At 73.7% G+C, this 25,729-nt stretch carries 27 protein-coding genes and 1 pseudogene; 12 read left to right on the forward strand and 16 right to left on the reverse strand.

Features of this window, described 5'->3' with window-relative positions; translation table 11 throughout:
• Nucleotides 1-403: 403 nt before the first annotated feature.
• Together ACN268_RS27450 and ACN268_RS27455 are read left to right on the forward strand one after the other, a co-directional pair.
• Nucleotides 404-1,720 carry an AAA family ATPase gene (locus ACN268_RS27450; protein WP_421485840.1) on the forward strand — a complete coding sequence of 439 codons (1,317 nt, stop codon included), beginning with the start codon at nucleotides 404-406 and terminating at the stop codon, nucleotides 1,718-1,720.
• Nucleotides 1,721-1,765: 45 nt separating this feature from the next.
• The gene (locus ACN268_RS27455) at nucleotides 1,766-2,128 is read left to right on the forward strand and encodes a globin (protein WP_204927255.1); all 363 of its coding nucleotides are present in this window, start codon (nucleotides 1,766-1,768) and stop codon (nucleotides 2,126-2,128) included.
• Between the two features lie 6 nt (nucleotides 2,129-2,134).
• Here the strand turns inward: ACN268_RS27455 and ACN268_RS27460 are convergent, their stop codons facing one another.
• The 6 genes from ACN268_RS27460 to ACN268_RS27485 all read right to left on the reverse strand — a co-directional run bounded on the left by ACN268_RS27460 (nucleotide 2,135) and on the right by ACN268_RS27485 (nucleotide 7,175).
• Nucleotides 2,135-3,019: a cellulose binding domain-containing protein gene (locus ACN268_RS27460; RefSeq protein ID WP_421485842.1), complete on the reverse strand. Its 885-nt coding sequence runs from the start codon at nucleotides 3,017-3,019 to the stop codon at nucleotides 2,135-2,137.
• A 206-nt stretch (nucleotides 3,020-3,225) separates the two neighbouring features.
• A complete protein-coding gene (locus tag ACN268_RS27465) occupies nucleotides 3,226-4,077 on the reverse strand; it encodes an aldo/keto reductase (protein WP_421485844.1) in 852 nt (283 codons plus the stop codon).
• A gap of 70 nt (nucleotides 4,078-4,147) precedes the next feature.
• A complete protein-coding gene (locus tag ACN268_RS27470) occupies nucleotides 4,148-5,347 on the reverse strand; it encodes an endonuclease (protein ID WP_421485846.1) in 1,200 nt (399 codons plus the stop codon).
• A 147-nt stretch (nucleotides 5,348-5,494) separates the two neighbouring features.
• Entirely contained in the window at nucleotides 5,495-5,716 is a 222-nt protein-coding gene (locus tag ACN268_RS27475; RefSeq protein WP_088641814.1) for a TM2 domain-containing protein, read from the reverse strand.
• Between the two features lie 116 nt (nucleotides 5,717-5,832).
• Complete coding sequence (locus tag ACN268_RS27480) at nucleotides 5,833-6,246, reverse strand: hypothetical protein (protein ID WP_421485847.1); 414 nt, start codon at nucleotides 6,244-6,246, stop codon at nucleotides 5,833-5,835.
• Nucleotides 6,243-7,175 carry a ParA family protein gene (locus tag ACN268_RS27485; RefSeq protein WP_421485848.1) on the reverse strand — a complete coding sequence of 311 codons (933 nt, stop codon included), beginning with the start codon at nucleotides 7,173-7,175 and terminating at the stop codon, nucleotides 6,243-6,245. The genes ACN268_RS27480 and ACN268_RS27485 overlap by 4 nt, the downstream gene beginning before the upstream one ends.
• Before the next feature lie 59 nt (nucleotides 7,176-7,234).
• On the opposite strand from ACN268_RS27485, the gene ACN268_RS27490 reads away from it, so the two are divergent.
• Nucleotides 7,235-8,392, forward strand: coding sequence for a hypothetical protein (locus ACN268_RS27490; RefSeq protein ID WP_421485849.1), 1,158 nt, complete (start codon nucleotides 7,235-7,237; stop codon nucleotides 8,390-8,392).
• Here ACN268_RS27490 and ACN268_RS27495 read toward each other — a convergent pair.
• From ACN268_RS27495 to ACN268_RS27510, 4 genes are all read right to left on the reverse strand, one after another.
• Nucleotides 8,326-9,759, reverse strand: a complete 1,434-nt coding sequence (locus ACN268_RS27495) for an amino acid permease (protein WP_421485851.1) — start codon at nucleotides 9,757-9,759, stop codon at nucleotides 8,326-8,328. The genes ACN268_RS27490 and ACN268_RS27495 overlap by 67 nt on opposite strands.
• 125 nt (nucleotides 9,760-9,884) lie before the next feature.
• Entirely contained in the window at nucleotides 9,885-10,604 is a 720-nt protein-coding gene (locus tag ACN268_RS27500; protein WP_421485853.1) for a YqeB family protein, read from the reverse strand.
• 2 nt (nucleotides 10,605-10,606) lie between these two features.
• Nucleotides 10,607-11,380 carry an ABC transporter permease gene (locus ACN268_RS27505; RefSeq protein WP_421487009.1) on the reverse strand — a complete coding sequence of 258 codons (774 nt, stop codon included), beginning with the start codon at nucleotides 11,378-11,380 and terminating at the stop codon, nucleotides 10,607-10,609.
• Nucleotides 11,381-11,385: 5 nt separating this feature from the next.
• A complete protein-coding gene (locus ACN268_RS27510) occupies nucleotides 11,386-12,285 on the reverse strand; it encodes an ABC transporter ATP-binding protein (protein WP_421485855.1) in 900 nt (299 codons plus the stop codon).
• Nucleotides 12,286-12,418: 133 nt separating this feature from the next.
• On the opposite strand from ACN268_RS27510, the gene ACN268_RS27515 reads away from it, so the two are divergent.
• The 3 genes and pseudogenes from ACN268_RS27515 (at nucleotide 12,419) to ACN268_RS27525 (ending at nucleotide 15,052) form a co-directional block, all read left to right on the forward strand.
• Entirely contained in the window at nucleotides 12,419-13,660 is a 1,242-nt protein-coding gene (locus ACN268_RS27515; RefSeq protein WP_421485857.1) for a sensor histidine kinase, read from the forward strand.
• Between the two features lie 32 nt (nucleotides 13,661-13,692).
• Nucleotides 13,693-14,414 (forward strand): annotated as a pseudogene (locus ACN268_RS27520) (response regulator).
• Nucleotides 14,415-14,560: 146 nt separating this feature from the next.
• Nucleotides 14,561-15,052 (forward strand): hypothetical protein, encoded by a 492-nt coding sequence (locus tag ACN268_RS27525; protein ID WP_421410091.1) that lies wholly within the window; start codon nucleotides 14,561-14,563, stop codon nucleotides 15,050-15,052.
• A gap of 79 nt (nucleotides 15,053-15,131) precedes the next feature.
• Here the strand turns inward: ACN268_RS27525 and ACN268_RS27530 are convergent, their stop codons facing one another.
• The gene (locus ACN268_RS27530) at nucleotides 15,132-15,911 is read right to left on the reverse strand and encodes a D-Ala-D-Ala carboxypeptidase family metallohydrolase (protein WP_204927241.1); all 780 of its coding nucleotides are present in this window, start codon (nucleotides 15,909-15,911) and stop codon (nucleotides 15,132-15,134) included.
• A 318-nt stretch (nucleotides 15,912-16,229) separates the two neighbouring features.
• Between ACN268_RS27530 and ACN268_RS27535 the strand changes: the two genes are divergently transcribed.
• The gene (locus ACN268_RS27535) at nucleotides 16,230-16,865 is read left to right on the forward strand and encodes a DUF6642 family protein (RefSeq protein WP_421485859.1); all 636 of its coding nucleotides are present in this window, start codon (nucleotides 16,230-16,232) and stop codon (nucleotides 16,863-16,865) included.
• Nucleotides 16,866-16,893: 28 nt separating this feature from the next.
• On the forward strand, nucleotides 16,894-17,358 hold the full coding sequence (locus tag ACN268_RS27540; RefSeq protein WP_377681928.1) for a PPOX class F420-dependent oxidoreductase: 465 nt from the start codon (nucleotides 16,894-16,896) through the stop codon (nucleotides 17,356-17,358).
• Between the two features lie 48 nt (nucleotides 17,359-17,406).
• Here ACN268_RS27540 and ACN268_RS27545 read toward each other — a convergent pair whose 3' ends face one another.
• Both ACN268_RS27545 and ACN268_RS27550 read right to left on the reverse strand, forming a co-directional pair.
• A complete protein-coding gene (locus ACN268_RS27545; RefSeq protein WP_421485861.1) occupies nucleotides 17,407-18,048 on the reverse strand; it encodes an NAD(P)-dependent oxidoreductase in 642 nt (213 codons plus the stop codon).
• A gap of 62 nt (nucleotides 18,049-18,110) precedes the next feature.
• Nucleotides 18,111-19,343 (reverse strand): serine hydrolase domain-containing protein, encoded by a 1,233-nt coding sequence (locus tag ACN268_RS27550; RefSeq protein ID WP_421485863.1) that lies wholly within the window; start codon nucleotides 19,341-19,343, stop codon nucleotides 18,111-18,113.
• Nucleotides 19,344-19,420: 77 nt separating this feature from the next.
• Between ACN268_RS27550 and ACN268_RS27555 the strand changes: the two genes are divergently transcribed.
• The 3 genes from ACN268_RS27555 (at nucleotide 19,421) to ACN268_RS27565 (ending at nucleotide 21,653) form a co-directional block, all read left to right on the forward strand.
• A complete protein-coding gene (locus tag ACN268_RS27555) occupies nucleotides 19,421-20,014 on the forward strand; it encodes a pentapeptide repeat-containing protein (protein ID WP_421485865.1) in 594 nt (197 codons plus the stop codon).
• 223 nt (nucleotides 20,015-20,237) lie between these two features.
• The gene (locus ACN268_RS27560; protein ID WP_421485867.1) at nucleotides 20,238-21,140 is read left to right on the forward strand and encodes a hypothetical protein; all 903 of its coding nucleotides are present in this window, start codon (nucleotides 20,238-20,240) and stop codon (nucleotides 21,138-21,140) included.
• Nucleotides 21,141-21,215: 75 nt separating this feature from the next.
• On the forward strand, nucleotides 21,216-21,653 hold the full coding sequence (locus ACN268_RS27565; RefSeq protein WP_363652842.1) for a nitroreductase family deazaflavin-dependent oxidoreductase: 438 nt from the start codon (nucleotides 21,216-21,218) through the stop codon (nucleotides 21,651-21,653).
• Between the two features lie 15 nt (nucleotides 21,654-21,668).
• On the opposite strand, the gene dacB is transcribed toward ACN268_RS27565, so the two are convergent.
• Complete coding sequence (gene dacB, locus ACN268_RS27570; protein ID WP_421485869.1) at nucleotides 21,669-23,252, reverse strand: D-alanyl-D-alanine carboxypeptidase/D-alanyl-D-alanine endopeptidase; 1,584 nt, start codon at nucleotides 23,250-23,252, stop codon at nucleotides 21,669-21,671.
• Nucleotides 23,253-23,340: 88 nt separating this feature from the next.
• Entirely contained in the window at nucleotides 23,341-24,066 is a 726-nt protein-coding gene (locus ACN268_RS27575) for an MIP/aquaporin family protein (RefSeq protein ID WP_363652846.1), read from the reverse strand.
• A gap of 217 nt (nucleotides 24,067-24,283) precedes the next feature.
• Between ACN268_RS27575 and ACN268_RS27580 the strand changes: the two genes are divergently transcribed.
• Complete coding sequence (locus tag ACN268_RS27580; RefSeq protein ID WP_363792238.1) at nucleotides 24,284-24,565, forward strand: adhesin; 282 nt, start codon at nucleotides 24,284-24,286, stop codon at nucleotides 24,563-24,565.
• Between the two features lie 5 nt (nucleotides 24,566-24,570).
• On the opposite strand, the gene ACN268_RS27585 is transcribed toward ACN268_RS27580, so the two are convergent.
• Nucleotides 24,571-25,677, reverse strand: a complete 1,107-nt coding sequence (locus ACN268_RS27585) for a beta family protein (protein WP_421485871.1) — start codon at nucleotides 25,675-25,677, stop codon at nucleotides 24,571-24,573.
• Between the last annotated feature and the right edge of the window lie 52 nt (nucleotides 25,678-25,729).

Genomic DNA, 25,729 nt, shown 5'->3' on the forward strand with positions numbered 1-25,729 from the left:
GTAAGCGGAGGTGCGAAAGGGCGACCGCCGGTGGCAACTGTTCGGGGCGGATCGCACCGTTCGTGCCGTCGTCGCCGACGTCGTCGCCCACCCCGGTGTCGCCCGGTGGGCGGAACCGGAACCACCCCGACAACACCGATAAATCTGTCGACGTCGTTGGAATCGTGGCGAACGCGCCGGTCAGCGGGCCGGACCGGCCTGGCGGCGTCCCGTTCGGCGGCGCGGGCCGGGCCCGTCGCGCCGGCCGCCGCCGGGATTCGCCACGTCGCCCCGCCGGCCTTTCCGACGCCGTGTCGGACACCGGACAAAACCGCCGTGTCCGAAAGGACCGTCCATCGCTGGCGGTCCGGCTGCCGGGCGCCCTGCCGGTAGGGTCCAGACTCACCGGGCAGGAGGGGAACCGATGATCGGGCTTGAGGTGCCGCCCGCCGTCGAGGCGGAACGGGTCGTCGCGGCCGTCCTGGCCGACCTGCGCTCGGGCGACCACCGGGGCGTGGTGGTCGACTCCCCGCCCGGGGCCGGCAAGTCGACCCTCGTGGTGCGGGCCGCCGTCGAGCTGGCCGCCGCCGGCGAACCGCTGATGATCGTGGCGCAGACCAACGAGCAGGTCGACGACCTCATCGACCGGCTGGCCACCAAGGCCCCCGAGCTGCGCATCGGCCGGTTGTCGGCGACCGAGTACCGGCCGTCGGAGCGGGTCCGGGGGCACGACACGGTCCGGGTCGCGTCGAAGGTCGCCGACCTGGGCGACCCTGCCGTCACCATCGGTACGGCCGCGAAGTGGGCCACGGTCACCACGGGCCGGTGGCCGTGGGCGATCGTCGACGAGGCTTACCAGATGCGCTCGGATGCCCTGCTGCGGGTGGCCGGGCGGTTCGAGCGGGCGCTGTTCGTGGGCGATCCCGGGCAGCTCGACCCGTTCTCCACCGTCGAGACGCTGCGCTGGACGGGCCTGAGCTGGGACCCGATGCAGGCGGCGGTGGCGGTGCTGTTGCGGCACAACCCGGGGCTGCCGGTGCACCGGCTGCCGGTGTCCTGGCGGCTGCCCGCGTCGGCGGCCCCGGTGGTCGCGGCGGCGTTCTATCCGTTCACCGGCTTCCGCGCCGGCACCGGCCCGGCCGACCGGGTGTTGACGCTGACCCGGCCGGGGCCGGGCGACGCGCTCGACGCGGCGGTGGAGCTGGCCGCCGGCACCGGCTGGGCGTTGCACGAGCTGCCGGACCGGCACACCCTGCGTACCGATGCCGAGGCCGCCGCGGCGTGCGCCGCGCTCGCCCTGCGGGTGCTGCACCGGGGCGCGGTCGCGGTCTCCGAGCACGCGCCGGCCGGCGCGCCGGTGACCGCCGACCGGATCGCCGTCGGCGCGGCGCACCGCGACCAGGTCGCCGCGATCCGCGCCCACCTCGGCCCGGCCGGGGCGGACGTCACGGTGGACACCGCCAACCGGCTCCAGGGCCGCGAGTACGACGTGACGATCGTGCTGCACCCGCTGTCCGGCCGGCGGGACGCGACGAACTTCCACCTGGAGTCGGGACGGCTGTGCGTGCTGACCTCCCGGCACCGGCACTCCTGCATCGTGGTGGCCCGCGCCGGCATCGGTGAGCTGCTCGACGCCCACCCGTCGACGGAGTCGGTGCACCTGGACGTGCCGGTGAAGTTTCCCGACGGCTGGGCCGCCAACCAGACCACCATGACGTTCCTGGCGGGGTACCGGCCGTAGCCGGGACGGTGAACTGTGGGTACGCGACGATCCGTACTGAGTGGTGTGCGGACGACGGAACTGGTCACCTGTCCCCGGAGCGTGTTCGACTGGCTCGGGCCGGCCGGGGTGCGCGCGGTGGTGATCCGCTGGCTGCGCCTGGTCGCGGCGGACGCCGAGCTGGCCCCGTACCTGATCGGGCTGGACCGGCCCCGGCTGGCCGGCCGCCTGACCGCCCAGCTGGCCTCGGCCCTGGGCGGCCCGGGTGGCGGGCGGGCCGTGGGTGGGGCGTGGCGGCGGCTCGGGCTGACCGACGAGCAGCACTGGCGGGTGCTGGACTACCTGGCCGCCGTGCTCTGCGGCCTGGGCCTGCCGGTCGACACGATCGTCGCGGCCCAGCGCGCCGTCGCCGGGGAAGCCCGCGCCTGACGGCGGTCAGCCCCAGTTGTCGCCGTACTCGCGGACCCCGTCGACGTCGAGGGTGATCCGGCTGTTGGGGGCCCACGCGCCGGTGGCCGCCTGCCAACTCGGGTCGTCGCGTTCGTCGATCGTGGTCCAGTTGGGCCGGTGCAGCCGGAGCTGGATCGGGCCGGAGGACGCGCCGGGGGCCAGCACGCCGGTGTCGAAGGTCAGCTCCACCCAGCCGGGGAAGGGCGTCCCGGGCACCGGGTAGACGGTCGGGGTCGGCGTGGGGCCGGGGCCGGGCGGCGGCGCGGGCGGCGGAAAGTACTGGAGGGTACGCCGGACGTGGTCGCAGCCGAGCGTCGCCCAGTCGCACTCGGTGGTCAGGGCGGCGTTGCCGTTCTCGAAGCGCAGGTGGTAGCGGACCCGCACGGTGGTCAGGTCCAGCGGCCGGCCGCCGGTGTTGGTGATGTTCAGGCGGAACTGGGCCTGGTTGTCGGTGGGTGCCCAGTCGAGGTTGAGGTAGTCGACCTTCGCCCGCCCGTACGCGGTGCGCACGGTGGTGACCGCCGAGGTGTCGGAGTAGCCGCCGAGGGCGTACGCCTGCAACGCGATCCGGTAGTCGGTGCCCGGGGCGAGGTCGGTCAGGGTGACGGCGTTGGTCTGCGTGCTGCCCAGGCCCCGGTAGGCGTTCGGCCCGATCGGCGAGCGCACGTCGTAGGTGATCGGGCCGCCGGGCTCGCCCTTCCACGCCGACGGGGTCCAGGTCAGGCTGAGCCGGTGCGGGTCGTTGGCGACCACCACGGGTGCGCCGGGGGTGGTCAGCGCCGGGGTGTCGTCGGCGCGGGCCGCGCTGACCGCGACCAGGCTGACGAGCGCGGCGGCAGCGGCGGTGGCGGTGACACGACGGGCACGCATACCCCGGATGGTACGGATATCGACGCGCGTACATCAATGACGGGGATGGTGCCGCTGATTCGCCGACGTCGTCAGCTCGACAGCGTCCGACCACCCCCTGCCGTCCCGGCGGGGAGCGCCACCCCGTTGCCGGGCGCGACGGAGCGGGACCCTGGTTCGGGTCCCGCCCCGTGGTCGCGCCGCGTCCGGGTGGCGGAGGTGTTCGCTCAGGCCGGGATGTAGTCGAACTCGTCCGGGTTCGGGCCGGTCCGGCCGGCCTCGCCCCGGTCCAGTCCGCTGATCCGCTCCATCGCCGTGTCGTCGAGGGTGAAGTCGAAGATCTGGAAGTTCTCCGCGATCCGCTTCGGGGTGGTCGACTTCGGGAAGACGATGTCGCCGCGCTGCACGTGCCAGCGCAGCACCACCTGGGCGGGGGTGCGGCCCACCTGCTCGGCGACGTCGACGATCGTCGGGTCGTCGAGCACCCGGCCCTGGGCGATCGGGGACCACGCCTCGGTGAGGATGTTGTGCTCGCCGCCGTAGGCGCGCACCTGCTCGTTGGTGAGGTACGGGTGCACCTCGATCTGGTTGACCGCCGGCACCACGTCGGCCTCGGCGGCCAGCCGCTCCAGGTGCGGCACCTGGAAGTTCGACACCCCGATCGAGCGGGCCCGGCCGTCGCGCTGGAACTCCTCCAGGGTCTTCCAGGTGGAGACGAAGTCGCCGTCGTAGCGGGTGGGCAGCGGCCAGTGGATGAGGAACAGGTCGACGTAGTCCATCTTCAGCGCGGACAGCGTCGACTCGAACGCCCGGCGGGCGTCCTGCGGGCGGTGGAAGCCGTTGTTCAGCTTGCTGGTCACGAAGACCTCGCCCCGGTCCAGCCCGGAGGCGCGGACCGCCTCGCCGACCTCCGCCTCGTTGCCGTACATCTCGGCGGTGTCGATGTGCCGGTAGCCGATCTCCAGCGCCCGGCCGACGGCCTCGGCGGTGTCCTTCGGCTCGATCTGGTAGACCCCGAAGCCGAGCTGCGGGATGGTGTTGCCGTCGTTGAGGCTGATGTCGGGAACGGTGTTGGCCATGTCGGGTGGGTTACCCGGTCGGGCGGATTCCTCACCGCCCGACCGGGGTGATCTGAGACAACCGGCCCGTTCAGCCCCAGATCGCGGTGGCCCACTCCGGATGGTCGACGAACGGGTTGCGGTTGCCCTGCCAGCGCTCGTAGATGCGCTGGTTGCGGCGCTGCTCGAAGGCGTCGGGCGGGTCCTGCCGGTGCCACTGCAGCAGCACCGGCAGCCGGCCCAGGTAGGGCGCGGAGCCGTTGGTGACCGAGTTGTTCATCTCCAGGTTCGGCCAGCCGTCGTCACCCTCGTACCGGATCGCCATATACATGATCATGCGGGCGACGTCGCCCTTGACCGCGTTGCGGGGCTCGAACGAGTCGGCGTCGCTGTAGCTGCCCGGTGCCTCGGCGACCGCGCTGCCACCGGTGTCGAAGTCCTTGTTGCCGCGGGTGGAGTTGACCGTCACGTCCTCGGGACGCAGGTGGTGCACGTCGGTGCCCGGCCCGGTGGCGGTGCCGAAGTCACCGTGCGACTTGGCCCAGACGTGCTCCCGGTTCCAGTCGTTGGCCCCGCCGCCGTTGCTGCTCTTGCTCTGCGACCGCCCGCTGTAGAGCAGGACCACGTTGTTGGCGTTCGCCGGGTCCTGGTCGGTGTCCTTCAACGCCTCCCACACCTGGTCGTAGCTGAGCTTCGTCTGGGTCTTGATGATGGTGTGCAGGGAGGTGCGCAGCGCGCTGCCGGTCTTGCCCATCGCGTTCGCGTAGTACGTCGAGTCGTACGGCCCGGTGGAGCCGGTCGGCCCGGGGGAGGCGGTGGGGGCGGGCGTCGGGGTGCTGCTGCCACCGCCGAGGCTCATCGCGGTCGGGCTCTTCAACCCGCCGTGGCTGAAGTACGCGGTCAGCGTCCCGGTCGCGGTGACCTGCCGGCCGCGCAGCGACGGGTTGGTCAACAGCCCGAACGTGCTGCGGTAGTCGGCGGTGATCTGGACGTAGAGCATCCGGCTGGTGCCGGTCTCGGTGGCCGTGTCGGCCAGGGCGATGGCGGTGTCGGCGGTGTAGCCGGAGGTGAGCACCGTGCTGGTGGCGGTCGGCTGGCCGATGACGTACCCGGTGACCGTGGCGGTCCGGCCGTCCTGGCTGGCGAGCGCCTGCGCCACGGTCGACGTGGCCGCAGCGGACGCCGACGTCGCGACCACCGCCACCGCCACCGGGACCGCCAGGGTGACGGCGGCGGTGAGCACGGTGACCAGCCGCCCGGTTCGCGGGCGGATGCTGCTCTTTATATCCATGCCCGGCGATGTTATCGGCCGGAACCCGCCCGGCGGGAGGTCGCCCGGGTGAATTCCCGTCGACCGTCTCGCCGGTGCTCCGCCGGGCACCGGCCGGTGCCCGGCGGACCGGGCGACGCCGGGCCGCGCGGGCCCCGGCCCGGTGCCTCACTTGACCAGCGGCTGGCCCTGCTTGTCGCGGAACGCGCCGACCAGGATCATGATCAGATCGATGAACGCCCAGATGCCGAACCCGCCGATGGTGATCAGCTGGAGCACGCCGGTACCGACCTTGCCGGTGTAGAACCGGTGCGCGCCGAGCACGCCGACGAAGAAGCAGAGCAGCAGGGCGACGACCCAGGACTTCTGAGTGGTGACAGGAGCGGTCACTGCGGTCCTTTCTCAGGTGGAGACAGCCGCGGGAGCGTATCCACCGTCCCGGCCCCGCACAAGATCGAGACGGCCGGCTCCGCCCGGACGGACGAGCAGGTCCGGGCCGGTCCGGCTCAGCGGGCGCGTACGGCGGCGGAGGCGGCCCGGAACCCGATCGTCCGGTCGACCAGCCGCTCCACCAGTTCCGCCTTGCGCAGGCCGGCCACCCCACGCAGGCCGAGCCGGGCGGCCAACGCCCGCAGGTCCCGCACCGCCCAGGGCGTCAGGTACTCCGTGCCGTCCCGGCGGTGCGCGAACGCGTCCAGGGTGGCCGACGCGGCGGCCAGGTCGACGCCCGACGGGGCGGACGGCGTCGGCGCAGCCGGCCGGTCCGCACCCTCCCGGGGCGGCGTCACCGGGGCGACGACCAGCCGGGCCCGCCCCTGGGCCAGCGCGGCGGCGTCGGCGGCCGACAGCCCGGCCAGCAGTTCGCCCACCCGGGCCAGGACGCCGACCGCGACGTCCCCCGTCGACTCCGGACCGCTCACACCGTCACCTCGCGGGGTTGCAGGTGGGCGATGAACTCGGTGGTGATCTGCCGCAGCTCCTCCTGTACCACCGGCGAGGTGACCCGGTTCCGCAGCACCACCGGGACGCCGCGCGGGGTGTTCCCGGCGAACAGGGTGACGTTCTCCCGCAGCGCGGTGGGGAAGACCGGCAGCCCGAGCGCCCGTACCTGGTCCAGGTAGCCCTGGTGGGCGGCGATCGGCCGCTGCGCGGTCAACTGGATCATGGTGAAGACCACCCCGGCGACGTCCGGGGCGACCTTGTGGTGCCGGCGGCTGGTGGCGAACCGGCGGGCGTCGGCGTTGTACCGGTCCACCAGCTCCCGGACGCTGCCGCAGAGGTGGTCGATGCCGAGGGTGGACAGGTAGTCGGCCCTCGCCGGGATGAGCAGGTGGTCGCTGGCGATGACGGCGGACTGGGTGACCACGTTGAAGTTCGGCGGGCAGTCGATCAGCACCAGGTCATAGCCGTCGAGGGCCGCGTCGTGCAACCCCTCGGCCAGCGCGCCGCGGACCCGGAACAGCTCCCGGTCGTAGTCCTCGCCGTCGGCCACGCCCCGGGCCAGCGCCAGGTCGATGTCGGCCAGGCCGAGGTGCGAGGCGATCAGGTCCAGCCGGCCGGCCCCGGTCAGGTGGGCGTTGGCCGGGCCGGGGGAGACCACCAGCTCACCCAGCGTCACCGCCGGCGTGTCCCCGCGCAGGCCGTCGTACCAGCGTTTCACGGTGCGGCCGTCGCGCAGCCGTTCCCGCCAGTCGTCCGGGTCGTAGAAGCTGAACGTCAGGCTGGTCTGCGGATCGAGGTCGATCAGCAGCACCTTCATCCCCCGGTTCGCCAGTTCGGCCCCGAGGTTCGCGGTCACGGTGGTCTTGCCCACCCCGCCCTTGTAGTTGATCACGGACACGACGTACACCGACGGCACCTCCCCAGAGGGGGAACCGTAGCCGCCCGGATGGCGTCTGACCATCCATGATGCCCATTCCGACCGGTCACGCTCCGCGATCGGGCCGCCGGCTCGCCGCCGCCGGCATCGGGCTCGCGGCCCTGGCCGTGCCGCTCTGGGCGATCGGCATGACCCGGTGGCAACCGCTCACCGAACCGGTCGGCCCGTGGTCGGAGCGGCTCCCCGAGGCGTCCACCTACTGGGCCCGCGACCTGCGTTTCCTGGCCCTGACGGCGGTCGCGTGCGGGTTGGTGCTGGCCGGCGCGGGCCGGCGCTCGTGGCTGACGTCGGCCGTGCTGCTCGGCGGCGGCGCGCTGGCCGCCGACGTCGCCGTCGACCGGGCCGACCTCACCGGCCCCGGCGCGACCGGGTCACTCGTCGCCGCCGGCTGGCTGGCCGCCGGCAGCGCCGCGCTGCTCGCCGTACGCCGGGACGGCGCGACCGGTGTGGACGGTCCGCACCGCCGGACGGCCGGGGCCGGCGTGGTGGGAGCGGCCGGGTCGGACCGTACCGTTCCGTGGGTGGGCCCGCACCGGACGGGCGGTCGGGACCGGGCCGTCCTGGCCGGGGTGGCCGCCGTCGCGGCGGTGCTGGCGCTGACCGCCGTGCTGACCCGGTCGCCTACCGGCCGGGAACCCGCGCTCGACCCGGCGGCCCTGGTCACCGCCCTGCTCCTGCTGGCGGTGACCGTGGTCGGCGCAACGGCCGCCGCCCCCGCCCGGGGTCGACGGCGGCTCGCGGCGGCGGTGGGCCTGGCCGTGACCGGCGGGATCGGCCTGCCGCTGGTCCGGCTCGTCGGACCGGCCGGCCGGCTCGTGCCGGTCGCGCTGCTCGGCGCGGTCCTGCTGCTGGGGGTGACGCTGCTGACCCGCCCCGCCCTGCCGGCCAACCGGTACGCGGTGCTCGTCCCGGTGGTCCTGCTCGCCCCGCTCGCGCTGTGGCACGTCGCGTTGCTGGTCAGCGCGGTCCTCTCACCCGGTGCGCCGTTGACCGCGCTGGCCGGCAACAGTCCGGTCGGCGGTGGCGACCCGGACGTGCTCCCCGCGCTGGCCGGCCTGCTCGCCGGCCTCGGCACCGCGCTGGTGCTGGCCCGGACGGCAGGCGTTCCGGGGCGGCCCGGTCACCGCCCGGCACCGTCGGCCGGTGGGTCGGCCCGGTCGGCCAGCGCGGAGCGCCGGTACCCGTAGCACGCGTAGATCAGCCCGCCGAGCAGGAACCAGGCGGCGAACCGCAGCCAGGTGACGTGGTCGAGGAAGCTGATCAGCCAGACCGAGAAGACCACCCCGAGCGCCGGCACCACAGGCATCCCGGGCAACCGGAACGTGCGCGGGGCGTCCGGGCTGCGGTAGCGCAGCACGATCACCGCCACGCAGACCACCACGAAGGCGAGCAGGATGCCGATGTTGGTCAGCTCGGCGGCCTGCCGGATCGGCAGGAAGCCGGCGATCACCGCCGAGGCCGCCCCGACGATCCAGGTGACCCGGGTGGGCACCCGGCGCACCGGGTGCACCTTGGCGAACCAGGCCGGCAGCAGGCCGTCGCGGCTCATCGAGAACCACACCCGGGTCACCCCGAGCATGAAGGTGAACATCACCGTCAGGATGCCGACGATCGCCCCGACGGCGATGACGCTGGCCAGGCCCGAGAGCCCCACCGAGGCGAACGCGGAGGAGAAGCCGCTCTCCGGGTCGATGTCCCGGTAGTTCTGCATCCCGGTGAGCACCAGCGTGGCCAGCACGTACAGCACCATCGAGATGACCAGCGACCAGACGATCGCCTTCGGCATGTGGCGGCGGGCGTCGCGGGACTCCTCGGCGGCGGTGCTCATCGCGTCGTACCCGAAGACGGCGAAGAAGACCGTGGCCGCGCCGGTGAACGCCCCGCCGAGCCCGAACGGGAAGAACGGCGAGTAGTTGGCGGTGCGGACGTGGAAGAAACCGACCACGATCACCAGCAGCACCACGGCCACCTTCACCCCGACCACGACCGTCTCGAACCGGGCGGCGGTGCGGATGCCCAACGTCAGCAGGAAGGCGATCAGCAGGCAGAGCAGCACGGCGAACAGGTCCACCACGTGCCCGTCGCCGGTGCCCGGGGCGCCCAGCATCCAGGCCGGCAGGTCGACGCCGAGCTGCCCGACGAGGAAGCCGAAGTAGCCGGAGATGCCGATCGCCACCACCGCCACGATGGCGGTGTACTCCAGCAGCAGGTCCCAGCCGATGAACCAGCCGACCGCCTCGCCGAGCACCGCGTAGCCGTAGGTGTAGGCCGAGCCGGCCTTGGGGATCATGCCGGCGAACTCGGCGTACGACAGCGCCGCCGCCGCACTGGCCAGCCCGGCGATCAGGAACGACACCAGCACGGCGGGACCGGCGGTCTCGTTGGCGACCGCCCCGGCCAGGGCGAAGATGCCGGCGCCGATGATGCCGCCGACGCCGATCGCGGTGAGTTGCCACAACCCCAGCGAACGGGACAACCCCTGGTCGGTCTCGTCGGCGATCTCCTCGACCGGCTTGCGGCGGAAGATCCCGCCGCGGTCGACTGTGGAGGCCATCGTCGTCCCCTTCCGCCGGGAATGCATCCACCTAGGTTGATACTCCCTGGGCGGCGGATGCACAATCGGCGACGATCCGGTCACGCTCGAACGAGGTGCCGGGTGGCCGGACCGGGGACACCTGGCTATGGCTGCGGCGGGGCCTGCCCACCCGGGCGCGGAGCCGCCCGCCAGTACTGCCGGCCACCCTCGTCCCGGACGACCACCCCGATCCGGGCCAGTTCCCCACCCAGCTCCCGGGCGTCGCGCGCCCGGTGGGCGTCGACGGCCCGCTGGCGGGCGCGCAGCAGCGGGTCCGCCCCCGGCGGCAGGTCGGGCAACCCCTCCACCCACCGCCGGTACGCGTCCCGGTGCGGGTCGGCGTCCCGCCACGGCCACCCGTGCCCCTCGAAGGCGTCCCGCAGCCGCTGCCGGCTCAGGTCGGAGCGTTCCCGGGCCAGCTCCGTACCGGCCGGACCGAGCAGCACCAGCTCCCTGCCGTCGACGAAGACGGCGGTGACGGCGCGGCGGGCCAGTTCGCGGTCGACGCCGTCGCGGCGTAGCCGGACACCGCCCCGGTCCACCGTGACGATCAACCGTTCCCGGGTGCCGACGTAGGCGAGGAGCAACCCGGCCAGCATCCCGAGCAACAGGCCCCCGGCCAGTGCCCGCCGGTACGGCAACCCGGCGACCAGCTCGAACCAGCCCTGCACCGGAGCCCAGGGCAGCCCCGCCACCCAGTCGGCGACCGTGGGCAGCCGCCCGCCCAGGGCACCGCCCAGCAGCGGGAAGCCGACCCACATCACCAGCAGCTCCCCGACGTCGCCGCCGACCCTGGTCGCGCCGCCCGGCTCCTGCGCCCGCATCGTCAGTGCACCTCGCGCCGCAGTGTGCGCACCATTCCGACGGCGAGCGGTGCGACCACCCAGACCAGCAGGGACACCCCGAGCCGACCCCACTGCCCGGCGGTCATGTCCGGGCCGAGCAGCGGCTCCATGGTGATCGAGGTGTCCAGCCAACGGGCCGGGCCGTGCAGCGCCGCGATCATCGCGGACAGGATGCCCCACACGGTCGGCAGCAGCAGCGAGGTGACGATCGCCAGCGGGGTGTTGAGCAGCAGCAACCCGAACCCCGCGCCGATCAGCACGTTGATCGACTGGAACACGGCGGCGTGCCCGGCCACCGTCGGGTCGAAGTCCCAGCTCCCCGCCCCGCCGGTGATCCCCGCGAGCAGGGTGCCGACGGCGGCGACGGCCAGACTCACCAGCACCGACGCCAACGCGGCGAGCAGTACGGCGGCGAGCTTGGCGACGATCACCCGTTCCCGGCGCGGCACCAGGGCGAACGTGGTCAGTGCGGTGCGCTGGGACCACTCGGCGGTGATCGACAGGATGCCCAGCACCGGCAGCAGCAGCGCCACCGGCGCGAGCGACGCCGTGAAGAAGTTGGTGAAGGTCTGCGCGGCGTCGTCGACGAAGCGCAGTTGCAGCGCGACGATAGCGGCGGCGATCAGCCCGATCGAGGCCAGCAGCCAACGGCCGGCCCGGGTGTCACCGAGCTTGCGCAGCTCCACCCCGACCAGCCGGGCCAGGGACGGCCCGGGGACCGCCCTGCGGACGGTGGCGGGGGGAGTGGTCGTCATGGTGGTCACTGCACGGCCTCCTTGGTGCTCGCGCCGGCGGTCAGGGTGAGGAAGAGCTGTTCCAGGCCACCGCCGCCGGCCGGCCGCAGCTCGGTCAGGACCAGTCCGGCGTCGGCGGCGGCCTGCCCGACGGCGTCGGGTTCGGCGCGGACCACGCACCCGCCGTCGGCGCCGGCGGTGGCGTCCAGCCCGGCCCGGTCGAGGGTGAGCCGCAGGGCGTGCGGGTCGCGGGCCCGGACCAGGGTGCCGGCCCCGGCCAGCAGTTCGTCCTTGCCGCCCTGGGCGACGACCCGACCGCCGCCGATCACCACCAGCCGGTCGGCGACCGCCTCCACCTCCCGCAGCAGATGGGAGGAGAGCAGCACGGTGCCGCCCCGGTCGGCGAAGTCGCGCAGCAGGCCGCGCATCCAGAAGATCCCCTCCGGGTCCAGGCCGTTGGCCGGTTCGTCGAGGACCAGCACCCGGGGCTCGCCCAGCAGCGCCAGCGCCAGGCCGAGCCGCTGCCGCATCCCCAGCGAGTACGCCCCGACCCGCCGCTTCGCCGCCACCGGGTTCAGGCCCACCCGGTCGAGCACGGCGGGCACCCGGTCGGCGTCCACGCCCATGGTCCGGGCGGCCAGGTACAACGTCTCCCGCCCGCTGCGCCCGACGTGCTGCGCGGAGGCGTCCAGCAGCACGCCCACCTCGCGGCCCGGGTTGGGCAGCTCGCGGTAGGGCTGACCGTTGACGGTGGCGGTGCCGGAGGTCGGGCGGGTCAGCCCGCACAGCATCCGCATGGTGGTGGACTTGCCCGCCCCGTTCGGGCCGAGGAAACCGGTCACCGTGCCCGCTTCGCAGCGGAACGAGACGTCGTCGACGGCCGGGTGCGGGCCGTACCGTTTGGTGAGGTGGTCGACTGCGATCATGCCGTCGAGCCTGTCTGAGCCACCCGGCCGGGCGCTGCGGCCGACCGTCGAGAGCCGCCCCTACCTCGGTCTACCCGCAGACCTCGACTTTGGTTGGTGTCCGGGGCGCCGTTCGGCTTTCTAGCATGGGTGGGTGAGTGCTGCCGTCGTACCCGATCACCCCTGGCTGCTGCCGGGGGCGCTGACGCCCGAGGCCAGGACGCCCCGACGGACGCCCCGGGACTGGCTGGTCGACACGGTGGCCTTCCTGCTCGCCGTCGGCTGGGCGCTGCTGGCGTTCGCCGACGCGATGTCGAGCAAGCCGCAGTTCTCCCACAACGCCGGCCCGTCCTGGCTGATCGGGGTGGACCTCGCGGCGGGCCTGGCCTACTGCTCGGCGCTGTGGCTGCGCCGGCGCTGGCCGGTCGGGCTGGCCGTGGCCGGGCTGCCGCTGGCGCTGTTCTCGGTGACCGCCGGGGTGGCGATGCTGGTCGTGGTCTTCACCGTGCTGGTCCACCGGCCGCTGCCGATCGGCGCGGCGCTGGTCGGCTTCCACCTGGCGGTCATCCCGCTCTACACCGTCGTGCGCCCCGACCCGTCCCTGCCCTACTGGGCGACGGTGGCCTGGACGATGATGTTCGTCGGGATCGTGGTGGCCTGGGCGTTGTTCGTCCGGGCCCGCCGGCAGCTGGTGCTGTCGCTGCGGGACCGGGCCCACCGGGCCGAGTCCGAGCAGCAGCTCCGCGTCGAACAGGCCCGCCAGTTGGAACGCACCCGGATCGCCCGGGAGATGCACGACGTGCTGGCGCACCGGATCTCGCTGCTCAGCCTGCATGCCGGGGCGTTGGAGTTCCGCCCGGACGCGCCGCCTCATGAGGTGGCGCGGGCGGCCGGGGTGATCCGGGGCAGCGCGCACGCCGCCCTGCAGGACCTGCGCGAGGTGATCGGGGTGCTCCGGGCCGACACCGCCGACGGCGACGCCGCACCGGAACGCCCCCAGCCCACCCTCGCCGACGTGCCGGCGCTGGTCGCCGAGTCCCGGGCCGCCGGGGTCCGGGTCACCCTGGTCGACGAGGTCGCCGACCCGACGCGGGTGCCGACGGCGGTGGGACGCAGCGCGTACCGGATCGTGCAGGAGGGGCTGACCAACGCGCGCAAGCACGCGCCCGACACGACGGTCGGCGTCCGGCTGGCCGGCGGCCCGGGACGGGAGCTGGCGGTGGAGATCCGCAACCCCTGGCCGGTGGGCACCTCCGTGCCGGCCCTGCCGGGCGCCGGCACCGGGCTGGTCGGCATCGCCGAGCGGGTCACCCTGGCCGGTGGCCGGCTGACCCACGGCCGGGACGGGGCGACCGGCGACTTCCGGCTGGCGGCCCGGCTGCCGTGGCCGGCATGAGCAGTCCGGCTGGTGCGAGCCGCCCGGCCGGCATGAGTAGCCGGCCCGTCCGGCGGCGAGGCGGTGCGCGGTGACGACGGACGGCGATACCGCCCCGGTGCGGGTGTTGATCGTCGACGACGACCCGCTGGTCCGCGCCGGGCTGTCGATGATCCTCGGGGGTGTGCCGCAGGTGCGGGTGGTGGGCGAGGCCGCCGACGGCGACGAGGTGCCCGCCGCCGTCGCCCGGTGCACGCCCGACGTGGTGCTCATGGACATCCGGATGCCCCGGGTCGACGGGTTGGCCGCCACCGAGGCGCTACGGGCGCTGCCGGACCCGCCGGAGGTGCTGGTGCTGACCACCTTCGACGCCGACGAGCAGGTGCTGCGGGCGTTGCGGGCCGGGGCAGGTGGGTTCCTGCTCAAGGACACCCCGCCCGCCGAGATCGTCCGGGCGGTGCTGCGGGTGGCCGCCGGTGAGGCCACCCTGTCGCCGACGGTGACCAGGCAGTTGATCAGCCACCTGACCGTGGGGCCCACGCCGGGTCCGGACCAGCGTCGGGACCGGGCGCTGCGACTGCTGGCCGGGCTCACCGAGCGGGAGCACGAGGTCGCGGTGGCCCTCGGTCACGGCCGGACCAACGCGGAGATCTCGGCGGAGCTGTTCATGAGCGTGGCGACGGTGAAGGCGTACGTGTCCCGGCTGTTGACCAAGCTGGCGTTGAACAACCGGGTCCAGGTGGCGCTGCTGGTCCACGACGCGGGCCTGGTCTGACGATCTGCAGCATTCGGCTTCGACGCCGGAGGATCTGCTCACCGCGTGGGGGGATTGAACCGCCGCCGGTCACCGCCCGTACCACTGCGCGAGGATGCGTTGTGGCGATTCAGCCGCAGTCGCTGCCGAGTTGCGGGAGGCCTGCCGTGCGAGTTGGTGAGCAGTCGACGGACCCCATCGATCAGGTTCTGGGCGAGGTGCCGGTGCCCGCCTCGTTGACACCCGAGGACGTCCGGCTCGCGGTGCGAGCGGTCGTGGTGCACGCCGCCGAGGAGTGGCCCAACGGCCCGCTGTGCCGCAACGACGGGGCGTCGTACCCGTGCCGGCTGCACCGTTGGGGGCGGCGGGTGCTGGAGAACCACGGGTTGAACGAGCGTCAGATCGACGCGCTGATCCGGCACGGCAACCCGTTCGTGCACGTGCCCTTCCCGTTCACCTACACCACACCCCGGCCGGGCGCGGCCCCGGCGCGGACCGCCCCGGCGGCCGGCTACCCGGCCCGTGGCCAGGTCGGTCGGCCCGGTGTGCCTGCGGCGCGGCCCGCTGCGGCGGGGATGCGGCCGGGCGTGCGCTCCGGCGTCCCCGGCCGGCCGGGGACGCCCCCGGCTGCCGCGCCGCGCTGGCCCCGGGCGAGCTGAGCGCCCGGCCCCGGTGCCCCGACGCCGGCCCGGCCCTGGTGATCCCGTGGGGCCGGGCCGGCGTCGGCCGTGGCGTCGGTCAGCGGCTGACGCCGCAGTCCGGGGCCGCCCAGCTGGTGCGGTTCGTCAGGTTGTCCCGGTTGTTCTCCCGTCGGGAGTCCACGTGGACGTGGTCGTCGTGCCCCGGGTAGCCGGGGCCGTAGATGCCGCTGAACCCGTGGTCGCGGGAGGCGCGGGAGATCTCGCAGAGCGACCTGCTCTGCGAGGTCACGTCGGCGGCGTTGCCGTAGAGGTGTTGGCTGTTCGACGCCCCACCGACCTGCTTGTTGCAGCTTTCGTCGCGGAAGCCGCTGGTGACGTAGAGCGGCTTGTCACCCAGGCCACGCCGCAGCGCCTCCAGTTTCCACATGGTGTGTACCGCGTTGGCCTTGGTCTCGGTGGCGGAGAGCGGACCGCCGCTCCAGCCGCCCTTGCCGCAGCCGCCGTCCAGCTCCCGGTAGCTGAAGTGCGCCGGCGTGCAGTCGTTGTCCTGCAACTGGTAGAGCTTGCTGAAGGTCTGCTTGCCGGCGATGCCGTCGCTGCGCAGCCCGTACGCGGTCTGGAAGCGCTTGACCGCGGCGGCGGTCTCGGGACCGAAGTCGCCGTCGATCCGGACGATTGCCCCTCGGGCCGCCCAGCCGGCGACCCGGATCTGCAACTGGCGGACGTCGTCTCCGGAGCGCCCCTGGTAGAGGTCGCGTTTCCAGGTGTAGCAGCCGTCGGCGTGGGCCGCTGGCGCGGCGGCCACCGTGGCGATCGCGGCTCCCGGCAGAGCCAGGGCGAACGCGACGAGTGCCCGCTTCAGAGTTTTCTGGCGCACAGAAGTCCTCCCGATTGGAAGTGAATGGGGTGGTGAACAGGCCATCGCGCGGGACGTCCTGCAACTTCCACCCTGACAGCTACCTGGCCGATTCGCGGCAATAAAGGGGAATCGTCCTCGTAGTCGGTGATAGCTGGGTATTGCCTGTGAATGGGGGTGAATGGCAATTCGGGCACAGGGTGTCAGCGGGTGACGGGAGGGACGGGAATTCCGACACCGGTGAAGTGCCCCGAAACGGATCAGTGGGGCACCGAGGGTGACGTCGGTCCGTCACCCGGACCCGGTAACGTGGCCCGGCGGGGACGGGGAGGTGACGCGGTGGCGCGGGGCGGGGTCTTCTGTGTCGAGGGGCAGTGGCACCGCGACCTCAACGAGCGCGGGTCCGTGCTGCCCACCCTCGACCTGCTCGAACGGCTCGGCCGCATCCGCTACATCCACAAGGACGCCGCCACCCGTGACGAGCTGTTCTACTTCCTCGACCGGTGGCTGCTCAAGCAGTACGCCGACCACCGGGTCGGCTTCTTCGCCATGCACGGTGAGCCCAGCCGGCTCTGCCTCACCGACTGGGACTCCGTCGAGCTGTCCGACGTCGCCGAGCGGATGGCCGGCCGGGGCGAGGGCCGGCGGCTCTACTTCGGCAGCTGCTCCGTCCTGCGCGCCTCCGACGCCACCCTGCGCGACTTCCTCGACGTCACCGGCGCGGCCCTGATCTGCGGCTTCACCCGTGAGGTCGACTGGGTCGAGTCGGCCGCCTTCGAGACGGTGCTGCTCGACGTGCTCGCCAACGGCCAGCGGCACAACGCCGCCGAGCTGCGGATGGGTTCGGCGCACTGGGCGCCGCTCGCGGCGTACCTCGGCTTCCGGGTGATCTACGCCAACGGCCGCGCCTGGCGGCCCACCGCCCGGCCCCGGGTCCCCGCCCAGCCGGGCCGGGTCGGCGGCCGGTCCGGCTGACGCCCGCCGGGCCTGGTAGAACCGGGGGATGGCACGCAGCGTCGCAACCAACACCCGGGTCGACCGGGACGCCCTGCTCGACTTCGTCCGGCCCCGGCACCGGGTCCTGCTGATGACCACCCGCGCCGACGGCCGGCCGCAGTCCTCCCCGGTCGCCTGCGGCGTGGACGCCGCCGGACGCCTGGTGATCTCCACCTACCCGCAACGGGCCAAGGTCGCCAACATCCGCCGTGACCCCCGGGTCTCCGCCTGCGTGCTCTCCGACGACTGGGACGGCCCGTGGGTGCAGGTCGACGGCGTGGCCGAGGTGCTCGACCTGCCCGAGGCGCTGGACCCGCTGGTGGAGTACTTCCGCAGCATCGCCGGCGAGCATCCGGACTGGGACGAGTACCGGGCGGCCATGGTGGCGCAGGGCAAGTCGCTGATCCGGATCACCGTCGAGGGCTGGGGCCCGATCGCCACCGGCGGCTTCCCGGCCCGCCTCGCCGACTGACGCTCTCCGGTACGACGCAGGCCGCCGCGCCGGCCGTCGTCGTACGGGTCAGTACGCCGCCGTGAAGCGCATGTTCTCGAAGCGGGGCTCCTCGATCTCGTCCACGATCGCCACCGCCAGGTCCTCGTAGCTGAGCACCGAGCGGCCCTGCCCGTCGGTGACCGGGTGCTCGGTGCCGGTGCGGTACCGGCCGGTCCGCTCGCCCGGGTGGAACTCCACCGGCGGCGGCGAAACGTACGTCCAGGTCACCCCGTCGGCCGAGGAACGGTACAGGGCCAGGGCGTCGGCCTGCCCGAGCGCCGCGTCCCGGTATCCGTCGGGGAAGTCCGGCTCGTCGAGGAACGGGGTGTCCCGCGCCGTCAGCAGGGTCGCCCCGCCGCCGACATGGATCACCCGGGGCGGGACGGGCAGGTCCCGCAGGACGGTGACCAGGTTCTCCGCCGCGGTACGCCACAGCGCCCGCTCACCGCCGCCGACCGCCACCACGACCACGTCGGCCTCCGGGGCCAACTCGGCGACGCTGCGCGCCGAGGTCACGTCCCCGGTCACCACGCGTACCCCGGCCGGCAGCCAGGTGACCGCCTCCGGACGGCGGACCGCCGCGGTGACCCGGTGTCCCCGGCCGGCCGCCTCCGCGACGATCCGTGAGCCTGCGGTGCCCCCGGCGCCGTACACCACCACGTTGCCCATGCCGTCCAGGCTAGGCAGCGGGGCACCGCGCGTCCCGGGAACGGCCCTGCCCCGGATGCGGCTCAGCCGACGAGGGCGGCGTAGACGAGCTGGCGGAGCTGGGAGCGCAGCGGGTAGGTGCTCGACGGCATCAGCTGGGTGAACAGCAGGGCGGTGATCTCCTCGGCCGGGTCGACCCAGAACGCGGTGCTGGCCAGCCCGCCCCAGTAGTACTCGCCGACGCTGCTCGGCACCTTGGCCGGCACCGGGTCCTGCACCACGGCGAAGCCCAGGCCGAAGCCGATGCCGTCCAGCACCGTCTCGGCGAACCCCTGTGGCTGCAGCGACGCCAGGTCGCCGCCGCCGGGCAGGTGGTTACGGGTCATGTAGCGCACCGTACGGGGCCCGAGCAGTCGTACGCCGTCCAGTTCGCCGCCGCGCAGCAGCAGTTGGGTGAACCGGTGGTAGTCGGCGGCGGTGGAGACCAGCCCGCCCCCGCCGGAGAAGCACCGCGGGCGGGTCAGCGCGGCAGCACCGAGCTGGTCGGCGCGGACGGCCCGGCCGGTGCCCGGGTGCGGGGTGTAGAGGGCGGCGAGCCGTTTGGCGTCGGCCGGGTCGACCCAGAACCGGGTGTCGGTCATGCCCAGTGGGCTGAGGATCCGTTCGGTGAGGAAGTCGTCCAGGCTCTGCCCGGAGACCACCTCGATCAGCCGGCCCAGCACGTCGGTGGAGACCCCGTAGTTCCAGCCGGTGCCGGGCTGGAACAGCAGCGGCAGCTTCGCCATCCCGGCGCTGGCCCCGGCCAGGTCGAGCCCCGGCGGGACGCCGAGATCGTAGCCGGCCGCCCGGTAGAGCGCGTCGACCACCGAGGTCTGCGCGAACCCGTAGGTCAGCCCGGCGGTGTGGGTGAGCAGGTGCCACACCCGGATCGGCTCGACCGCCGGCACCGTGTACGGCTTGAGCGCCGACCCCTTGTCGAAGACCCGGACGTCGGCGAACTCGGGCAGCCAGCGGCTGATCGGGTCGGTCAGCTCGAAGCGGCCCTGCTCCCACAGCATCATCGCCGCGACCGAGGTGATCGGCTTCGTCATCGAGTAGATCCGCCAGATGGTGTCCGGCTCGACCGGGGTGCCGGCCTCCACGTCGCGCAGCCCGTACACCGAGGAGTGCGCGATCTCGCCGCGGCGGGTGACCACGACCTGCCAGCCGGCCAGCCGGCCGTCGTCGACGTACCGGCCGAAGTGTTCGTCGATGCGGGCCAGTCGGGCCGGGTCGAAGCCGGTACGGGCCGGGTCGCTGCTGGGTGCCACGCTCACCCGCCGAACCTACTAGCCGGTACGCGCCGGACGGAAGGTGCGGCGGCGGTGTCGGTGCTCGCACCTAGGGTGGGGCGGTGCCGCAGACCATCGAGGACGAGACGTTCCGCCACACCGACTGGTACGCCGAGGAGCTGACCGACAGGCACTTCGTGCGTTGCGTCTTCACCGACGTCGACCTGACCGAGGCGGTCAGCCGGGGCGCCTCGTTCACCGGGTGCGACTTCGGCGGGGTGTCGTTCAACGCCTCCCGGCACACCGACTCGGCCTTCGTCCGCTGCGGGTTTCGCCGGTGCAACCTGTTCGAGGCCGAGTTCACCGGTTGCAAGCTGGTCGGCAGCACGTTCGAGGAATGCGCGCTGCGTCCGCTGCGGGTCTCGGGCGGGGACTGGTCGTTCGTCGGGTTGCCCGGCGCCGACCTGCGCGGCGCGCAGTTCAGCGACGTACGGATGCGGGAGGCCGACCTGTCCGGGGCGGACCTGACCGGCGCGACCCTGGCCCGGGTGGACCTTTCGGCCGCCCAGCTGCGCGGGGCGCGGTTCACCCGGGCCGACCTGCGGGGCAGTGACCTGACCGCGCTCGATCCGACGGCGGTCGAGCGGGTCGGGGCGGTGATCGACCCGCAGCAGGCGATGGTGCTGGCGCAGGCGTTGGGTTTCGAGATCCGCTGACCGGAGCGCCATCTGTCGATCTCTTCGTCATTTCGGCCCTGAGCTGCGGTTTTCCAATGAGTAGGAAACTTTCCATCGGGATCACTTGGTAACAAACTGGAAACGCCCTCCCGCTGGCATATGGCGCATCACGGCCTTGAAATGAAAACGTGAGAACGCTCACGCCGCGACCGAACCCCCTCCCCGACCGGTCGCGGGCGTCGGGCTGGGGAGTGGGACACGCGTGAACGACCAAGAGACCTGGCGGATCGGGCCGGGCCCGACGACGCGCAGCGCGCAGCGGCGGGAGGCCCGTCGTCGGCAACGCCGCCGCTGGGCGATCGGTTCGGTGGCCGGCCTGGCCTGCCTGGCGGTGCTGGTGACCTATCTGGGTCCGGACCCGGACCCGTCGGAGCCCGACCTGGTGCTGCCGGCCGGTGCCCCCACCCCGGCCGGTTATCCGACCGGGGCGACGGGGGTGGGCGTGTCGGCCGAGGCCGGCGTCGTCGCACCCGGCCTGCAGCCCCGGGAACGCACCCCGCCGCCGCCGAGCGCGCCGCCGACACCGACGGTCACCCCGGTGGCGTCCTCGTCGCCGGCCGCACCGACGCTGAGCGTCTCCCGGGCCGATGTGCCGGCCGAGGTGGACCTGACCGCGCTGGGCACCCGGGACTGGGTGCACTGGGGGCTCAACCGGCCGGAGACCGTGGTCCGTAAGGGCGGCGGCACCGGCGAGATCCGGGACGAGGGCGGCCGGGGTGCCCGCGACCGGTACGACACGAACCCCGAGCTGTTCGGGTGGCGTGACGGGGCCCCGGTGCCGGCCGTCCCCGCCACCGCCACCGGGGTGTTCGTCTGCGGCGCGGGCAACGGGTTCGCGCTGTCCGTGGCCGGCGACGGCGAACCGCGTACGGTGCACCTGTTCGCCGGCATCTGGATGGCCCAGGGGCGGCTGGACGTGCGGCTGTCCACCGGCGGGTCGACCCGCACGCTGCGGCTGGAGGACCCGCACACCACGCACACCGCCCAGTTCGTGATCAAGTTCCGGGTGCCCCGCGGCGAGAAGCTGCTGATCCGCTGGACCGTCGAGGGCACCTTCCGCAACAGCTGCGGCAACGTGAACCTCCAGGCGGCGGCGGTGCGCTGAGTCGTTCACCCGGTCCCGGGCGTCGTGTCGGGTTAGCGTGTCCGGGTCGATGCCCACGAGCCACCGGAGATGCCGATGCCGACCGACGAACAGGTGCTGGACAGCCCCGAGGGCTGGGTCGCCGACCACATCCGCCGGTATGTCGCCACCGGCGGCGCGGAGGGGCACGAGTGGCAGCCGGGCGTGTTCACCCTGCTGCTGACCACCCGGGGACGACGCAGCGGCAAACTGCGCCGCACCGCCCTGATCTACGGCCGGGACGGCGACGACTACCTGGTCGTCGCCTCCCAGGGCGGTGCGCCCCAACACCCCTCCTGGTACCTCAACCTGCTCGCCGACCCCGAGGCCCGGGTGCAGGTTGGCCCGGAGACGTTCGGGGTGCGGGCGCGCACCGCCGAGCCGGCCGAGCGGGCCCGGATGTGGCCGACGATGACCGCCATCTGGCCCGCCTACGAGGAGTACCAGAGCAAGACCGAGCGGGAGATCCCGGTGGTGGTGCTGCAGCGGCGCTGAGCCGGGCCGGGCCGCTCAGCAGACGATCGGCTTGACCCAGGAACACTCCCGCCCCTCGGGCACCCGGGGAGCCTCCGGGGCCGCCGGCGGGGTGGCCCGCGCCGACCCGCCGTCGCTCTCGCGGTAGCTGGCCAGGGCGATGGCGATCTGGTCCTCCAACCCCTTGACCGACGAGGTCAGGTGGTTGTTGAACACCACCGAGAAGGCGAGCAGTCGCCCGTCGGCGTCGGTGGCGTAGCCGGAGAGGCCGGACACCCCGGTCAGGCTGCCGGTCTTGGCGTGCACGTTGTCCGCCGCCGGGGTGTCGCGCATCCGGCTGCGCAGGGTGCCACCGACGAGGCGGTCCGGGTTGCCGGCGATCGGCAGGGCCGCGTACCAGGTGTCGAACCAGGGTTCCCGGCGGACGGCGGCGAGCAGCGCGACGAACTCGCCGGCCGGGATCAGGTTGCGTCGGGACAGCCCCGAGCCGTCGAGTTGCCGCAGGACCCCGGTGTCCACCCCGGTGTCGGCGACGTACTCGCTGATCGCGGCCAGCCCGACCGGCCAGCTTCCCGACCCGGAGACGACCCGGCCGATCTCCTTGGTCAGCACCTCGGCGTGCCCGTTGTTGGACAGCTTCAGGAAGGGCACCAGCAGCTCGGCCAGGGTCATCGAGTCGTGCCGGGCCACCGGGGTGGCGTCGGCCGGGGTGGCCCGGCCGGGCACCGTGCGCCCGAGCACCCGTACCCCGTGGCGGCGCAGCGCGTCCCGGAAGACGTCGGCGGCGTAGCCGGTGGGCTCCCCGACGGTCATCCAGTCGCTGACCGCCGCCGCGCCGGCCGCGATCCGACCGGTGACCACGATGGTGTTGCCGCCGTGCGTCCGCTCGAACGACAGCGTCGTCTCGCCGTCGGCCACCGTCTCGGCCCGGTTGTCGATCCGCAGGTAGCCGTTGGGTGGGGTCATGGTGACCACCGGCGGCGCCCCGGCCCTCCCCGCCGGGGCGGCCCGCACGATCACCGTGCCCGCGTCGTAGTCGGTGTCCGGGGCGAGGGTCAGCGCGGAGACCTGCGCCGCGTAGTAGTACGACTCGTCGTCCCAGGCCCACTCCGGGCCGAGCCGGGTGGCGTCGTAGCGGGTGTCGTCGGCGACCAGGTTGCCGGTCACCATCCGTACCCCGCTTCCGGCGACCTGGGCGGCCAGCGCGTCGTAGTCGGCGGCCAGCATCGTCGGGTCGCCGCCGCCGCGCAGGTAGAGGTTGCCGGAGACCAGGCCGGCCCGGCGGCGGCCGTCGGTGAGCACGTCGGTGCCGAACCGGTGCCCGGGGCCGAGCAGCGCCAGGGCCGCCGTCGAGGTCAACAGCTTGGTGTTGGAGGCGGGCACCAGGCGGCGGTCGCCGTTGCGGTCGTAGAGGGTCCGGCCGGTGGCGGTGTCCACCACGACCACCCCGGCCTGCGCCCCGGCGAGCCGGGGGTCGGCGAGGACGGCGTCGATGGTGGCGTGCAGCCGGGTGGCCGCCGGGGTGGGTGACTCGGCGGTCGCCGGCAGCGCACCGGCGGCGGCCACGGTGGCGACCAGCGCCACCAGCGCCAGCGTCCTGGGGAAGAGACGACGATGCATGCGACGACGCTGTCACGAAGATTTCCGTCGGGCAAGCCTCGATGCCGTAGATTTTCTTCCACAGCGGGTGGCCCCGGGCCGGCGGAGGTCAGGTCGGGTCCGGCGCGGCCGGGTCGGGCGCGTCGGGTTCGGCGCGGAAGTGCCGGCTCGGCTTCACCAGCAGCGGTGCGGCCAGCGCGGCCAGCGCCCCGCCGAGCAGCGGGAAGACGATGAACACCCACAGTTGGCGCAGCGCCGCGCCCCCCTCGAACACGGCCGGGCCGAACGACCGGGCCGGGTTGATCGAGGTGCCGTCCAGGGTGATCCCCACCAGGAGCACCGCCACCAACGCCAGGCCGATCGCCAGGCCGGCGAAGCCGGCGTGCTCGACCCGGCTCGTCACCACCAGCACCACCAGCACGAACAGGAACGTCAGGACGACCTCCAGCACCGCCGTACCGCCCTGGTTGATGTGCACCCCGTAACCGTTGGTGCCCAACACCCCGGTCTGGTCCGCCACGCCGCCCCAGCGGACCAGCCCCCAGATGGCGAAGCCGGCCACGGTGGCCCCCACGAACTGCGCCAGCCAGTACGCCACCGCGCCGACCACGGAGATCTTGCCGGAGAGCAGCACCCCCAACGTCACCGCGGGATTGAGGTGTGCGCCGGAGAGCGGGCCGATCGCGTACACCAGTCCCACCAGGACGAACCCGAAGGCCAGCGCCACGCTCACCACCCCGCCCTGGAGTTGGGCGAAGACGGCGGTGCCCACCCCGACGAAGACCAGCAGCAGGGTGCCGATCAACTCGGCGGCGTACCGTCGGGCAGCGTCCATGGGCTCAGGGTAGAAAGCCGCGGGGCCGCACGGAGCGGAAACGGGGATCTCCGACAGACCCCGCTCTATTTGACGAACCCCTGGTCAGGGGGCACGGTGGGGGAGAGGGCCGCGCGGCGGCGCTCCCGGAACCGCCAGGCGGGCACCGGCCCGCCGCAGGGGGCGCGCATCTGTCGTCGCGCCACGTTCCGCCCGACAACTCCCGAGGAGTCCCATCATGCTCACCATGACCGACAACGCCGTGCTCGTGATCCGTGACCTCGCGGCCCAGCAGGACGTCGCCCAGGACGGTGGGCTGCGGATCGCCGCCGACACCGAGGCCGGCGCGCTCACCATCGAGCTGGTGCCGGTGCCGGCGCAGGGCGACCAGGTGGTCGACACGCAGGGGGCGCGCATCTTCCTCGACGCCGAGGCCGCCGAACTGCTCAACGACAGCTCGGTGGACGCCTCCGTCGACGACGAGGGCGTGGTGCAGTTCGGGTTCACCGAGCAGGAGTGATCCGGTCACCGGCCCCGCCGGTGCTCTGCGCCCCGGTGCGGGCGGGTGAACCCGGTACGGTCCTCGACGGGCGTCGGCGGGCCGCGACGCCCGTCGGTCGGGCCGGTCAGCGCCGCCAGCACGTGCGCCAGGTGGTGCGACGTGCTCCACGCCGTCCAGTTCGCCGGTGAGCCCGCGCCGGTGACCCGGCGGGCCCGGCGCAGCAGCTCGTGGTCGCCCCAGGAGAAGCCCGCCCCGCCGGCCGGCCAGTGCGGGGCGGTGACCAGCGTGCGGCACAGGTCGGCGAACCGTTCGTCGCCCCGGCCACCCCGCCGCGACCAGCGGTAGATCCACCAGCCGTCCTCGGTGGTGTACCGCACGGTGGGCAGCCGGTCGCCCGGTTCCACGCCGCCCGGCTCCACACCGCCCGGCGGCGCGGGCGACACCCCGTAGTCGCCGTATCCGACGCCCAGGTCGGCCAGCCGACGCCAGAACAGCCAGTCCCAGCGGTCCACCCGGACCGGTTCGTCGGTGGGCAGCCGGGACAGCGACGGCGGCATCCCGCCGGCCGCCACGGTCACCGTGCGCCAGGCGTGCCGTCGGGCCCAGTCCACCACCCGGCGCACCCGGGGCTCGGCGACGCGCAGGTCGGCCGGGCAGCAGACGTCAGCGGTGTCGACCAGCAGGTCGCACTGCTCCGGGACCAGCCCGGTGCGCCGCCACACCCGCTCCACCGCCGCCGTCGTGGCGTCCGGGCCGGTGCGGTCCCGGCCGGGCCGCAGCCGGACCACCGCCCCCCGGGCGTACGCCCGGCACGCCGCGCCGTGTGCGGCCAGCCGCCCGTCGCCACACGTCAACCCGATCACCGGTTGCACGGGTACGCCCCAGCGGGCCAGCTCGCCGCCCGGCCCGTCGGGCAGTGCGCACACGTCGACGGCCGGCACCAGCCCGACGGGCAGCCGGCGCAGCACCTGGGGCAGGCCGGTGTCGGCCGGGGACACGTCGAGGACCGGGACGACCAGGGGAGCGTGGGCGCTGTCCAGATGACCCAGCGCATCCAGCTCACCGCGTCTGCTGGTGAGGATGGGGCGGTAGACCGGCTCCGCCACCCGACCCCCGGGGGCGGGCACCATACCTCAATCTACCGGGCCGGACGCCCCGGCCACAGGGGTTACGGCGGTCGCG

Source organism: Micromonospora sp. WMMD735, assembly GCF_049178995.1.
GTDB lineage: Bacteria > Actinomycetota > Actinomycetes > Mycobacteriales > Micromonosporaceae > Micromonospora > Micromonospora wenchangensis.